Annotated in this window: 12 protein-coding genes and 1 other RNA gene; 6 read left to right on the forward strand and 7 right to left on the reverse strand. The window is 55.5% G+C overall.

Going from position 1 to position 13,753, the window contains the following annotated elements; translation table 11 throughout:
• Positions 1–63: 63 nt before the first annotated feature.
• Genes nagA through kbaZ form a run of 6 tightly spaced genes read right to left on the reverse strand, consistent with a single transcriptional unit; the run spans position 64 to position 5,104 of the window.
• Positions 64–1,197, reverse strand: a complete 1,134-nt coding sequence (gene nagA, locus ACMYSP_RS15490) for an N-acetylglucosamine-6-phosphate deacetylase (RefSeq protein ID WP_434582949.1) — start codon at positions 1,195–1,197, stop codon at positions 64–66.
• Positions 1,194–1,628: a PTS galactosamine/N-acetylgalactosamine transporter subunit IIA gene (gene agaF, locus ACMYSP_RS15495; RefSeq protein WP_434582950.1), complete on the reverse strand. Its 435-nt coding sequence runs from the start codon at positions 1,626–1,628 to the stop codon at positions 1,194–1,196. The genes nagA and agaF overlap by 4 nt, the downstream gene beginning before the upstream one ends.
• Positions 1,629–1,645: 17 nt before the next feature.
• Entirely contained in the window at positions 1,646–2,524 is an 879-nt protein-coding gene (gene agaE / locus ACMYSP_RS15500; protein ID WP_434582951.1) for a PTS N-acetylgalactosamine transporter subunit IID, read from the reverse strand.
• Positions 2,514–3,293, reverse strand: a complete 780-nt coding sequence (gene agaW / locus ACMYSP_RS15505; protein ID WP_041147363.1) for a PTS N-acetylgalactosamine transporter subunit IIC — start codon at positions 3,291–3,293, stop codon at positions 2,514–2,516. Before agaW ends, agaE begins: the two co-directional genes overlap by 11 nt.
• Positions 3,294–3,303: 10 nt before the next feature.
• Positions 3,304–3,777 carry a PTS N-acetylgalactosamine transporter subunit IIB gene (agaV, locus tag ACMYSP_RS15510; protein WP_416872394.1) on the reverse strand — a complete coding sequence of 158 codons (474 nt, stop codon included), beginning with the start codon at positions 3,775–3,777 and terminating at the stop codon, positions 3,304–3,306.
• Positions 3,778–3,796: 19 nt separating this feature from the next.
• On the reverse strand, positions 3,797–5,104 hold the full coding sequence (gene kbaZ / locus ACMYSP_RS15515; RefSeq protein ID WP_434582952.1) for a tagatose-bisphosphate aldolase subunit KbaZ: 1,308 nt from the start codon (positions 5,102–5,104) through the stop codon (positions 3,797–3,799).
• A 238-nt stretch (positions 5,105–5,342) separates the two neighbouring features.
• Between kbaZ and ACMYSP_RS15520 the strand changes: the two genes are divergently transcribed.
• Positions 5,343–6,152 (forward strand): DeoR family transcriptional regulator, encoded by an 810-nt coding sequence (locus ACMYSP_RS15520; RefSeq protein ID WP_434582953.1) that lies wholly within the window; start codon positions 5,343–5,345, stop codon positions 6,150–6,152.
• A 55-nt stretch (positions 6,153–6,207) separates the two neighbouring features.
• On the opposite strand, the gene garD is transcribed toward ACMYSP_RS15520, so the two are convergent.
• Positions 6,208–7,779, reverse strand: coding sequence for a galactarate dehydratase (gene garD / locus ACMYSP_RS15525; RefSeq protein ID WP_434582954.1), 1,572 nt, complete (start codon positions 7,777–7,779; stop codon positions 6,208–6,210).
• A gap of 394 nt (positions 7,780–8,173) precedes the next feature.
• On the opposite strand from garD, the gene garP reads away from it, so the two are divergent.
• The 5 genes from garP (at position 8,174) to rnpB (ending at position 12,848) form a co-directional block, all read left to right on the forward strand.
• Positions 8,174–9,508, forward strand: coding sequence for a galactarate/glucarate/glycerate transporter GarP (gene garP / locus ACMYSP_RS15530; protein ID WP_434582955.1), 1,335 nt, complete (start codon positions 8,174–8,176; stop codon positions 9,506–9,508).
• A gap of 28 nt (positions 9,509–9,536) precedes the next feature.
• Positions 9,537–10,307, forward strand: a complete 771-nt coding sequence (garL, locus tag ACMYSP_RS15535) for a 2-dehydro-3-deoxyglucarate aldolase (RefSeq protein ID WP_434582956.1) — start codon at positions 9,537–9,539, stop codon at positions 10,305–10,307.
• Between the two features lie 28 nt (positions 10,308–10,335).
• Positions 10,336–11,226 carry a 2-hydroxy-3-oxopropionate reductase gene (gene garR / locus ACMYSP_RS15540; RefSeq protein ID WP_434582957.1) on the forward strand — a complete coding sequence of 297 codons (891 nt, stop codon included), beginning with the start codon at positions 10,336–10,338 and terminating at the stop codon, positions 11,224–11,226.
• Positions 11,227–11,291: 65 nt separating this feature from the next.
• On the forward strand, positions 11,292–12,437 hold the full coding sequence (gene garK / locus ACMYSP_RS15545; protein ID WP_434582958.1) for a glycerate 2-kinase: 1,146 nt from the start codon (positions 11,292–11,294) through the stop codon (positions 12,435–12,437).
• 32 nt (positions 12,438–12,469) lie between these two features.
• Positions 12,470–12,848: RNase P RNA component class A (gene rnpB / locus ACMYSP_RS15550), an RNA gene on the forward strand.
• Positions 12,849–13,753: the final 905 nt, after the last annotated feature.

Genomic DNA, 13,753 nt, shown 5'->3' on the forward strand with positions numbered 1-13,753 from the left:
ATGAAAGGAAAAGAAAGGCCTTTCACGTGAAGGCGAAGGCCAACATAACACATAATGAAAGGGCTAAAGGGGGAGAGCCTGGCCCTGAATCCAGATCTGCTGAACGTGCAATCTGTCGTTTAGCGCAATGACATTCGCGTATTTCCCCGTTCGTAACGATCCCAATCTATCGTCGATACCCAGCAGGCGGGCGGGATGCAGAGAAGCCATATGGATGGCATTTTCCGGTGCAGCTCCCGCCAGCTCGACCATGTTGCGAACGGCCGCATCAAGCGAGAGCGTACTGCCTGCCAGGCCACCGGAGACCGTTCGTACGATGCCGCCGCGCATCTCTACCGTTTCGCCACACAGCGAATAGTGGCCATCGGGCATACCGGCTGCCTGCATCGCATCGGTGATCAGAACAGTGCGTTGCCCGGCGCAGCAGCAACACAGACGCATGGCTGCAGGGTGGACATGATGCCCGTCAGCAATAAGCTCCAGCCACGCCTGGGATGTGGTGAGTCCGGCACCGACCATACCCGGCTCCCGGTGATGTAGCCCGCTCATCCCGTTGTAACAGTGCACCAGCCCATCAGCACCGGCAGCGAATGCGGCGCGGGTCTGTTCATAGGTGGCCGCACTATGCCCTAGCATAACGCGAAGACCCTGTTGTTTAAGATGGCGAATGGCCTGCAATGCGCCGGGCTTTTCCGGGGCCAGCGCCACCACTCGCAGGGTTTGTCGTGAGCGTGTCACCAAGGTGTCCAGCTCGGCGATATCCAGCTCGCGGAAAAGCTCCGGGGGATGGGCGCCTTTATTTTGCGGGGTGAAATAGGGCCCTTCCAGATAGCTGCCCAGCACCAGCGCACCGGGACCACCGGAAATCACGCGCCGGGCGATGCGCTCCAGCGCGTCGTGGATAGCCGGCAGCGGTGCGGTAACGGTGGTCGGCAGCCAGGCACCGACCCCCTCGCGCGCTTTATAAATTGCCAGCTTGTCGAGCGCATCCGGCGCGTCGTCCATCACATCAATACCCGCGCCGCCGTGGACATGAATATCGATGTAAGCGGGGCAAAGCAGATCGGCATCGCGAGCGCTCACGCCAGCGGGAACCGGCTCAACCGCGGTAATGACGCCTGCTTCTATACGCAACTGATGATCGGCAAGCCAGCCCTGCTCGGTCAGCAGGCGCCTGGCGCGCAGAAAGTGCGTCATATCCCTTCCTCTACCGGCTTCTCTTCGCGACAGCGCGCGAGTTCGTCGACCAGGCTGGTTAACCCGCGGTGCCCGCACTCCAGCGCCTGCAGACGAAACGCCTCGCTGTTCAAGTCCTCACGTTCCAGCACCATCTCCAGCAGCAGCTGCAGGTTGGTGCCGGTGATCACTTCACTGCCTGGTTTTTGCATTGCCAGCGTTGAGGCGACGCGAAACGGTGTACCACCCAGCAGGTCCGTCAGAAAAACGACATCATCTTCAGCATCCAACTGGTTCACGGCCTGCTCAAGCTGTGAGGTGAGTAGTGCGGTGGTTGAGGTTTCCGGAAAATCGATAGCGATAAACTGTGACTGCTCGCCCAGTATCTGTGTCATCGCCATTGCCATACCGCTGGCAAAGCCTCCATGCCCCGTCAAAATAATACCTAACATCGCATACCTCTTTGTATTTACAGGAAGTGGCAGAATTTACCCACGACACCCAGTACCACGGTGAGCGCGATGAGTCGCAGCGGGCTCCAGCCGCGGCGCACCAGCCAGAACATGGTCAGGGTATAAACCAGCGGCAGAAACGCCGGCATCAGTTTATCGATAACGTCCGTTTGCAGTTTTACCACCGCATCACCAGCGGTGATCTCCAGCGTGGTGCTGAGGCGAACATAGGTTGCCACCAGCGCGCCAATCACCGTCATTCCGACGATGGACGCCGCGTGCCCGACCTTTTTGGTATTGGCTTTGATTAACGGTATCGCCGCCACGCCCATCCGATAAGCATAGTGCGCAAGGCCAAAGCGCAATCCGAGATGCACCACGTTGAACAACACAATAAATACCACCGCACCGAGGATAGAACCTTGCAGCGCGAGGCTGGCGCCAATGCCGCCACAAATCGGCAGCAGCGTCAGCCAGAACATGGCATCGCCAATCCCGCCGAGCGGGGCGCCGACGGCGATTTTAGTGCTCTGGATGCTGTTGACGTCCTGCTTGGAGCGCTCCATGGCGAGGATGATGCCGATGACAAAGGTCACCAGGAACGGGTGGGTGTTGAAGAACCCCATATGCCCTTTCATGGCCCGCGCCAGATCGCGCTTGTTGGTGTGGATCTTTTTCAGGCCCGGCAGCAGGCCATACAACCAGCCGGACGCCTGCATACGCTCGTAGTTGAACGAGGCCTGCAGCAGCATGGATCGCCAGGCGATGCGGTTAATATCTTTTTTCGTCAGCTCCGCGCCTAGGGTCTGGTCTTCGTAGACGTTTTCATTCACGCCGGAAAGCAGCGTCTCTTCGGCGGTAGAGACGCCGGGCAGAGTCGTTTGATTAGATGCCATCTTCGAATTCCTCTTTCTGTGCCGCCGGTGCAGCCGGTTCTGGAGATTTGCGCAGCAGGTCAATGAGCGCCATAGCCAGCGCCGCGGCTGCAATCGCCAGCACCGGTAACTTCAGCCAGGCCGCGGCCACAAAGCCGATGATAAAGTAGGGGATATAGACGTTTTTCATCATGATTTTCAGCAGCACGGCGAAGCCGATAGCTGGCATGATGCCGCCTGCCACGCCGAGGCCGTCAATCAGGCGCTCCGGTAGCACATCAATGGCGGTTTTCGCATGTTCCGCCCCGAAAAAGATAGGCAGAAAGGCACAGAGAAAATAGAAGGTTCCTAACGCCAGCAGGGCCAGATAGTTCACCCGTTCAATGCCTCGGGTATCGGCGTTTGCTGCCATCCGGTCGCAGCGGGACATCACGCCGGACATCACCGAGAACAGGAAGGTGATTCCCATCTGTACCGCGACGGCGAAGGGGACGGCGACGCCGACGGCAACATCAGGCTTCACTCCGGTGGTAATGGCAAAAGTGGTACCGACGATAGTGCCGATAATCACGTTTGGCGGCTGGGCGCCCGCCAGCGGGGCCAGCCCCATCCAGACCAGCTCCAGCGTGCCGCCGGTTAAAATACCGGTATGCAGATCGCCCAGAATCAGGCCGACCAACGGGCCGAGGACCACCGGACGGTGCATATGGGTTAACCCGTTGAACATATCCAGGCCTGCAATAAAGGCCAGAATACCTAATGCAAAAGCCTGTAACAGACTGATTTCCATTATGAATCCCTCAGAGCAGTTTAAAGAGATCCAAAGCGGGTTCTGTCGGAACGCCCTGTACGAAGCAGGCCACCCCAGCGTCCTTCAGCCCGTTGAAGGCGGCAATATCGCTGGCATCGACAGAGACCGTTTTGGCAATTTGTTGCTTACCCTCGGCGTAATGCATGTTTCCGACGTTGATACGTGTTACCGGTACCCCGCCTGCGACCAGCGTCATAAAGTCGGAGGGGGACTTGCAGACCAGCAGGATTTTTTGCCGATCGGCGGCGCGGTGGATATTGTCGATGACTTTTTGCAGCGACCAGAAGCGCACGGCGATCCCTTCCGCCAGCACCATTTCCATCAGATTCTGCTGTACTGAATCTTCAGCAACCTCATCGTTGGCCACCAGCACCAGGTTAGCTCCTGCAAACCCGACCCACTGGACCCCCACCTGACCGTGGACTAAACGTTCATCAATACGACTTAAGACAATGTTTGGCATCGCGTTTTCCTCTTTGTTGTTATGCGTTATGGGACGTAACGCCCTCACAGGCAGCGTGGTACTGCTGCAGTATGTCCTGAATGTGGTCGATGATGAGCTCTCGCGGTGCTGCCTTGAGATCGCCCTCGCGAACTTTGATGTACTGCAGCGGCATATACTGACTGATAAGCGGCAGCGGAATCGGCCAGTCGGCAAGATTGCGCACCAGACGTGCAAAAGCCTCATCGAGCTGGCTGTCCGGCCAGTAGTAACGAACACGGTCGGAGTAGCTGTATCCGCGCGCCAGGCGTCGTGCATTGCCGTCGCCGTGATAGTGGTTTTGCCAATATTCCGGGCGATCGAGCATCACGTTTTCCAGCACGTGACGCAGGCCGGAGCACGCTTTCGCAGGAAGTAGTTCTTCCTCTATCGCCGCCAGCGAGAACAGTGCTTCGCGCAGGGCGAAGGTGAGCGCCGGGCCGACCTTCAGAATGGCAAAATGATCTTTCACCAGCTGACGAAGCGCCTGCGGTGTCTGATAGTCCGTGGAATGAGCTTCAAATATCAGCGTGTCATAAGCTTCTACCATTGCGCTCAGCGCTACGGCTTTCTGCGGCTGATAGTCGATAACGTTGATATGATCGAATTCGACGCCGGGCTGAACTACCAGCCCGATAATGCGCGGCCAGATAGTGGTCAATCCGCGTTGAGTAAAGGCATAGCGATGCGCTTCGAGCGTCGCGCGGGCAGCATCAGGAGTGGTGACCTGTAGTTCGGTAAGCGTTTCGTGAGCGCCGCCTGGGACGGGTACTTCAGTACCAATTACGTAGACCAGGTCGGATTCGCCAAAGTGCTCACGGCAGGTCTCTTCGGCTATCTTCGCCAGTCGGGCGGCGCGATCTGCGACGATCTCATCGGTTAACGGCAGCGGATCGTCCGCACAGGACATGCTGCAATCGAGATGGATCTTCTTAAATCCGGCAGCGACGTAGCTTTTAATCAGATCGTCGGCATTGGCCATCGCCTGAGCGGCAGGCTGGTTTTGCCAGCGGTTAGGGCCGAGATGATCGCCGCCGAGGATCAGCTGCGACTGGGGAAAATCGAGCGAACTGGCCAGCTGGCAGACGAAGCCGCGAAAATCAGTGGGTGTCATGCCGGTATAGCCGCCGAACTGATCTACCTGATTGGAGGTGGCTTCGATCAGCAGCGGAGCCTGCTGGGCCCGGGCGTAACGAATAGCCGCTTCAAGCACCAGTGGATGTGCGGAACAGACGGCATAAATTCCGGTTGTACTCCCTCGTTTATGCTGTGCCACCATTTCTGTAAGATGTTTCACTTTCCTCTCCATTTCGGATGGTAATGATATTAATCTTTCGTTTTGTTTCATCTAATACTGCGTCATGGTGCTGTAAAAATAAAACGAAAGATAATAGTTTTCCGATCTGTTTCACAAAAGAAACATAATGAAAGTCTTTAGCGCCGTGAATTGTCCTGCTGTCGCGCGTTTCAGGGCTTGCATTCCGCTAAAAGAAAGGTGTTAATAGGCAAAACGAAATGAAACGAAAGATTTAGCTAAAGGAATTACTATGAGCAGTACCGACTCTTCTGTAGATAAGCGCATCGGCGGCACCAGTGAGAGACGCGAGCAAATTATCCAGCGACTGCGGCAGCAGGGAAGCGTGCAGGTAAACGATCTTGCCCTGCTATATGGCGTCTCGACGGTGACGATCCGTAACGATCTGGCCTTTCTTGAAAAACAGGGTATCGCCGTTCGTGCCTATGGCGGTGCGCTGATCTGTGACGGGACGACGCCCGCTGCTGAGCCATCAGTGGAAGATAAAAGTGCGCTCAATACCGCAGTGAAGCGCAGCATCGCACAGGCTGCAGTAGAACTGATTCAACCGGGGCACCGGATTATTCTCGACTCCGGCACCACAACGTATGAAATTGCCCGCATGCTGCGTCAGCATAGCGATTTGATCGTCATGACTAACGGGATGAACGTGGCGAATGCACTGCTGGATGCCGAAGGGGTGGAGCTGTTGATGACCGGGGGCCATCTGCGCCGCCAGTCTCAGTCGTTCTATGGCGACCAGGCGGAGCAATCTTTGCAGAATTACCACTTTGACATGCTTTTTCTTGGCGTCGATGCCATCGATCTCGATCGCGGCGTCAGTACCCATAATGAAGATGAAGCGCGACTGAATCGCCGGATGAGCGAGGTGGCGGAGCGGATCGTTGTCGTGACCGACTCAACGAAATTTAATCGTTCGAGCCTGCATAAGATTATCGATACTCAGCGGATTGATATGATTATCGTTGATGAAGGGATCCCAACCGAAAGCCTTGAAGGGTTGCGCAAGAGCGGCATTGATGTGCGACTGGTTAAGGGGTAAACATGGCCCCTCTCCTTGCCGGAGAGGGGCTTAAGGCTGCGCCGCCGGTAGTAAATCAGGTCACCGGCGCCGGGTTAAACACTGCCAGCTGATTATGCAGGCCCCAGCGGTCAGAGAAGGTCTTCTTGCGACCGCTCGCCACATCAAGAATAAACTCAAACAGCTTCAGGCCGACATCTTCGATGGTCTCTTCGCCGGTGGCGATGGTCCCGGCGTTGATGTCCATTAAGTCATACCAGCGGTTTGCCAGCTCGGTGCGCGTTGCCATCTTGATGACCGGCACCGCCACCAGACCGTATGGCGTGCCGCGCCCGGTGGTAAACACCTGCACGGTAATTCCCGAGGCCACCTGCTGGGTGCCGCAGACAAAATCGCTGGCCGGGGTGGCGGCGAAGATCAGGCCGCGTTTCGTCGGGCGCTGGCCCGGAGACAGCACTTCCGCAATCGCGCTTTTGCCCGATTTGGCGATAGAGCCCAGCGCTTTTTCCACCACGTTTGCCAGACCGCCTTTTTTATTGCCCGGTGAAGGGTTGGCGCTGCGGTCGGTTTTTCCCTGGTCGAGGTAGTTATCGTACCAGGCCATCTCTTCGAGCAGACGCTTACCAACCTCTTCGTTGATCGCCCGCGGCGTCAGCAGATGAATGGCATCGCGAACTTCGGTAACCTCAGAGAACATGACGGTTGCGCCGCAGCGAACCAACAGATCGGAGGCATAGCCCACGGCCGGGTTGGCGGTCACGCCGGAGAAGGCATCGCTGCCGCCACACTGCATGCCGACCACCAGTTCAGAGGCCGGGCAGGTCTCGCGCTGGCGGGCGTTCAGTTTCGCCAGATGACGCTCGGCGACCTGCAGGATATCTTCCACCATCGATTCAAAACCGACGTGATGTTCATCCTGTAAACGCACGATGCTGGCGCTGTCGACGGCAATCGGCTGAACATCTTCGGTTCCCTGCAACAGGCGTTCTGGCTGAAGTTTTTCACAGCCGAGGCCCACAACCATGACTTCGCCACCAAAGTTCGGGTTCAGCGAAATATTATGGATAGTGCGGATAGGGATCACCGCGGCGGGGGCATTGATCGCCACGCCGCAGCCATACAGATGGTTAAGGCCAACCACACCATCAACATTCGGATATTTTGGCAGTAGATCACGTTCAATAATTTTCACGACATAATCTACAACCCCTGCCACGCAGTGAACGCTGGTGGTGATCCCCAGCAGGTTCTTGGTGCCGACGCTGCCATCCGCATTGCGGTACCCCTCGAAGGTGTAGCCGGTAAGCGGCGGAAGGGGCTCCGGCACTTTTGTTGCCAGTGGTAGCGTGTTTAATGGTGGCGCGCTCGGGAGCTCAACCATGGATTCGTCAATCCAGCTGCCGCGTGCGATATCGCGTACGGCGTAACCGATCACCTCGCCGTAGCGGATAATTTCGCCGTGGGCAGGAATATCGACCAGCGCCACTTTGTGGCCTTGCGGGATATGCTCGATCAACGTCAGCCCATCAGGGAAACGCGTTCCGGCCGTTAAACCTCGATCGTTAACAATAATCGCCACATTATCGGTATCGTGTACTTTTATATAAAACGCCGTCGGCGATTCTTGTCTAATTTCAATGTCAGCCATTGTCCAGTATTCTCCAGCAAGGTGCGAATAATTAAATAAATCGGTTATTCAAAGGGTGTCACTGTGATTTGTGAAATAAAGAATGTCAGGTGTTCATGATTTAAAATGTGATCTAAATCACTCATTGTGGTGAGAGCCAGCCTGACAGCAAGGGAAAACGCCGGAACTGTGCATCAGCGCCCATTTGTTATTGCATTTGCACAGTAATAAGTGGTTTTTTTCGTTGTTTATGGGTTATATGCACAGTGTTCAATGAACGCCGGCTGATTATACTGAATCATGCTTGCAATGCACCGGATGAGTAAATCGACGATGGTTAATATCGATTTCTGAATTATTAAAAATCACACCAAAAATAAATAATGGTAGGTGTGCTGTACCTGAGGAATATTAAATGAGTCTGGATGCAACGATAGAACAAAGAAAAGGTATACCAACCCGATATTTAATTCTACTTATTATATTTATTGTTACCGCTGTTAACTATGCCGACCGTGCAACATTATCTATTGCCGGCACGGAAGTGGCGAAAGAGCTGCAGCTCAGCGCCGTATCAATGGGCTATATTTTCTCCGCTTTCGGTTGGGCCTACCTGCTGATGCAGATCCCCGGCGGCTGGCTGCTGGATAAATTTGGCTCGAAGAAAGTCTACACCTACAGTTTGTTCTTCTGGTCACTGTTCACCTTCCTGCAGGGCTTTGTGGATATGTTCCCGCTGGCCTGGGCAGGTATCTCCATGTTTATCATGCGTTTTATGCTGGGCTTCTCGGAAGCACCTTCCTTCCCGGCAAACGCCCGTATCGTAGCGGCCTGGTTCCCGACCAAAGAGCGCGGTACCGCTTCGGCTATCTTTAACTCCGCGCAGTATTTTTCTCTCGCGCTGTTCTCACCGCTGCTGGGCTGGCTGACCTTTGCCTGGGGCTGGGAGCATGTCTTCACCGTGATGGGTGCCATCGGCTTCGTACTGACTGGTCTGTGGGTCAAGCTGATTCACAACCCGACCGACCACCCGCGCATGAGTAAAGAAGAGCTGAAGTTCATCTCCGATAACGGCGCAGTGGTCGATATGGACCATAAAAAGCCGGGCAGCGCGGCGGCCAGCGGCCCTAAACTTCACTACATCAAGCAGCTGTTGACCAACCGCATGATGCTGGGCGTGTTCTTCGGCCAATATTTTATCAACACCATCACCTGGTTCTTCCTCACCTGGTTCCCGATTTACCTGGTGCAGGAAAAAGGGATGTCGATTCTGAAAGTGGGCCTGGTGGCCTCAATCCCGGCGCTGTGTGGTTTTGCCGGTGGCGTACTGGGTGGCGTGTTCTCTGACGCTTTGATTAAACGCGGTTTTTCTCTCACCGTGGCGCGTAAATTGCCGATTGTTCTCGGCATGCTGCTGGCCTCAACCATTATTCTGTGTAACTACACCGATAACACGGCACTGGTTGTGACGCTGATGGCGCTGGCGTTCTTTGGTAAAGGGTTTGGCGCACTCGGCTGGCCGGTGATTTCAGATACCGCGCCGAAAGAGATCGTCGGTCTGTGCGGTGGGGTCTTCAACGTCTTCGGCAACGTTGCCTCCATCGTGACCCCGCTGGTTATCGGGTACCTGGTGAGCGAGCTGCACTCATTCAACGCTGCGCTGGTCTTCGTCGGCTGCTCTGCTCTGATGGCGATGGTTTGCTATCTGTTTATTGTCGGCGACATCAAGCGTATGGAACTGCAGAAATAATTAACGGTTAAGTGACAAGGTATAAGCGATGAACAACGATATCTTCCCGAACAAATTTAAGGCTGCTCTGGCAGCACATCAGATTCAGATTGGCTGCTGGTCAGCGCTGACCAGCCCGATTAGCACCGAAGTTTTAGGCCTGGCCGGATTCGACTGGTTGGTGCTGGACGGCGAACATGCGCCGAACGATATCTCAACCTTTATCCCTCAGCTGATGGCGCTGAAAGGCAGCACCAGCGCGCCAGTGGTGCGCGTACCGACCAACGAGCCGGTCAATATTAAACGCCTGCTGGATATCGGCTTTTATAACTTCCTGATCCCGTTCGTTGAGAGCAAAGAAGAGGCGGTCAATGCGGTGGCTTCCACACGCTATCCGCCGGAAGGCATCCGCGGCGTGTCCGTGTCGCACCGCGCCAATATGTTTGGCACCGTGCCGGATTACTTCGCGCAATCGAACAAAAACATCACCATCCTGGTACAAATCGAGAGCCAGCAAGGGGTGGATAACGTGGATGCGATTGCCGCCACCGAAGGCGTCGACGGCATTTTTGTCGGTCCAAGCGATCTGGCTGCTGCCTTAGGTCATCTGGGCAACGCGTCGCATCCGGAGGTGCAGAAAGCGATCCAGCACATCTTTGCCAGCGCGAAAAAGCACGGTAAGCCCAGCGGCATTCTGGCTCCAGTAGAAGCAGATGCACGCCGTTATCTGGAGTGGGGCGCGACATTTGTGGCCGTTGGCAGTGACCTCGGCGTATTCCGCTCGGCGACGCAGAAATTAGCTGATTCCTTTAAAAAATAATCACCATCGATACGAGAGAGAAAACGTTATGACAATGAAAGTTGGTTTTATTGGCCTGGGCATTATGGGTAAACCAATGAGTAAAAACCTCCTGAAGGCGGGTTACTCGTTGGTGGTTACCGACCGCAATATGGAAGCGATTGCTGATGTGATTGCCGCTGGCGCGGAAACCGCCACCTCGGCGAAGGCGATTGCTGAACAGTGTGACGTGATTATCACCATGCTGCCGAACTCACCGCACGTCAAAGAAGTGGCGCTGGGTGAAGGCGGTATTATCGAAGGCGCGAAGCCGGGTACGGTGCTGATCGACATGAGCTCAATCGCTCCGTTGGCAAGCCGCGAAATCAGCGACGCCCTGAAAGCCAAAGGCGTGGATATGCTGGACGCGCCGGTCAGCGGCGGTGAACCGAAGGCCATTGACGGCACCTTGTCAGTGATGGTGGGTGGTGATAAAGCGATTTTTGACAAGTATTACGACCTGCTGAAAGCGATGGCGGGTTCCGTGGTGCATACCGGCGATATCGGCGCAGGCAACGTGACCAAACTGGCCAACCAGGTGATTGTGGCGCTGAACATTGCCGCGATGTCTGAAGCTCTGACCCTGGCGACGAAAGCCGGCGTTAACCCGGATCTGGTGTATCAGGCCATTCGCGGCGGCCTGGCCGGCAGTACCGTGCTGGAAGCCAAAGCCCCGATGGTGATGGATCGCAACTTCAAACCGGGCTTCCGTATCGATCTGCATATTAAAGATCTGGCGAATGCGCTGGATACCTCCCATGGCGTGGGCGCACAGCTGCCGCTGACGGCGGCGGTAATGGAGATGATGCAGGCGCTACGTGCCGACGGTCTGGGTACTGCCGACCATAGCGCACTCGCGTGCTACTACGAAAAACTGGCGAAAGTGGAAGTCACTCGCTAACAAGAAGGGCGCGGGCGCGCGCCCTGTAATTCTTGCCTTGCGCGGCACTGTCAGGCTACATAACTATGAAAATCGTAATCGCCCCAGACTCTTATAAAGAAAGCCTCTCGGCGACTGAGGTTGCACAGGCTATTGAAAAAGGTTTTCGGGAAATTTTCCCCGATGCGCAGTACGTGAAAGTTCCTCTTGCCGACGGCGGCGAGGGTACCGTTGAAGCGATGATCGCCGCGACCCAGGGAACCGAGATGAGCGCCTGTGTGACGGGGCCATTAGGGGTTCCTGTTGATGCCTGCTGGGGGCTTTCCGGCGACGGTAACACGGCGTTTATTGAAATGGCGGCGGCCAGTGGCCTGGCGTTGGTGCCACCGGCACAGCGCAATCCATTATTGACGACGTCGCGAGGTACCGGCGAGCTGATTTTGCAGGCGCTGGATCACGGGGCGAAAAATATCATTATTGGCATTGGCGGCAGCGCGACCAATGACGGTGGCGCGGGAATGGTACAGGCGCTGGGCGCGCGTCTTTGCGATGCCGAAGGTGCCGAAATTGGCCACGGCGGCGGCAGCCTGTGCTATCTCAATTCGATCGACGTCTCCGGCCTTGATACCCGTCTGCGAGATTGCGCGATCCGCGTGGCCTGCGACGTGACTAACCCCTTGATTGGCGACAGCGGTGCGTCGCGGATATTTGGGCCACAGAAAGGGGCGACCGAAGCGATGATCCGCGAACTGGACGATAATCTGGCGCATTACGCGCAGATCATTCAGGCCGACCTGCAGGTGGATGTGAAGCAGGTGGCGGGTGCCGGGGCGGCCGGTGGGATGGGCGCGGCGTTGATGGCGTTCCTGCATGCCGAGTTACGCAGTGGGATCGAGATAGTGACCCAGGCGTTGAATCTCGAAGAGCATATCCTCGATTGTTCGCTGGTGGTGACTGGTGAAGGCCGGCTGGATAGTCAGAGTATTAACGGAAAGGTGCCGGTTGGCGTGGCGAGCGTCGCGAAGAAATATCATAAGCCAGTGATTGGTATAGCTGGCAGCCTGACCAGCGATGTGGGCATCGTTCACCAGCATGGTATTGATGCGGTGTTCAGCGTGCTGACCGGTATTACGACGCTGGAAGAGGCATTTCGCGGTGCGTCGGACAATATTTACCATGCGTCGCGGAATATTGCGGCGACATTGCAGGTAGGGATGGCGACGGAGGGATGACAACCGGGTGCAAACCCTCTATACTGCGCGCCGAAGCTGACCAGACAGTCGCCGCTTCGTCGTCGTCCTCTTCGGAGGAGACAGGCGGAGGGGAGGAAAGTCCGGGCTCCATAGGGCAGGGTGCCAGGTAACGCCTGGGGGGCGCAAGCCCACGACTAGTGCAACAGAGAGCAAACCGCCGATGGCCCACGCAAGTGGGATCAGGTAAGGGTGAAAGGGTGCGGTAAGAGCGCACCGCGCGTCTGGTAACAGTTCGCGGCACGGTAAACTCCACCCGGAGCAAGGCCAAATAGGGGTTCATAAGGTACGGCCCGTACTGAACCCGGGTAGGCTGCTTGAGCCAGTGAGCGATTGCTGGCCTAGATGAATGACTGTCCACGACAGAACCCGGCTTAACGGTCAGCTTCACCATTCAAAGAAAACCCCGCCTCGGCGGGGTTTTTGCTTTGTGAACAGCGGGAAAGATGAATGACTGTCCACGACGCGATACCCAAAAGAAAGCGGCTTAACGGTCAGCTTCACCATTCAAAGAAAACCCCGCCTCGGCGGGGTTTTTGCTTTCTGAACAGCGGGAAAGATGAATGACTGTCCACGACGCGATACCCACAAGAAAGCGGCTTAACGGTCAGCATCACCATTCAAAGAAAACCCCGCCTCGGCGGGGTTTTTGCTTTGTGAACAGCGGGAAAGATGAATGACTGTCCACGACGCGATACCCAAAAGAAAGCGGCTTAACGGTCAGCTTCACCATTCAAAGAAAACCCCGCCTCGGCGGGGTTTTTGCTTTGTGAACAGCGGGAAAGATGAATGACTGTCCACGACGCGATACCCAAAAGAAAGCGGCTTAACGGTCAGCTTCACCATTCAAAGAAAACCCCGCCTCGGCGGGGTTTTTGCTTTGTGAACAGCGGGAAAGATGAATGACTGTCCACGACGCGATATCCAAAAGAAAGCGGCTTAACGGTCAGCTTCACCATTCAAAGAAAACCCCGCCTCGGCGGGGTTTTTGCTTTGTGAACAGCGGGAAAGATGAATGACTGTCCACGACGCGATACCCAAAAGAAAGCGGCTTAACTGCCAGCTACACCATTCAAAGAAAGTCCACCTTGCTGCTTTTTTTATATTTCCAGAATATTTACTTATGTCAGCCAATGTATAATTTTAAACGTTTTTTGGGCTGTGTTTAACTGCACTCTCAGCGATACTGTCAAAATAAGTGTTGGTCTGTTCTATCCGTTGTGCGCAATGATTTCTGGGATGAATTCTGCCGTATTACAGGTTAATGGATAGTATTTTTATTCTTTGATGCCCGGCAG

Origin of the sequence: Klebsiella sp. R390, assembly GCF_051131745.1 — a bacterium.
In the GTDB taxonomy this organism is placed as follows: domain Bacteria; phylum Pseudomonadota; class Gammaproteobacteria; order Enterobacterales; family Enterobacteriaceae; genus Klebsiella.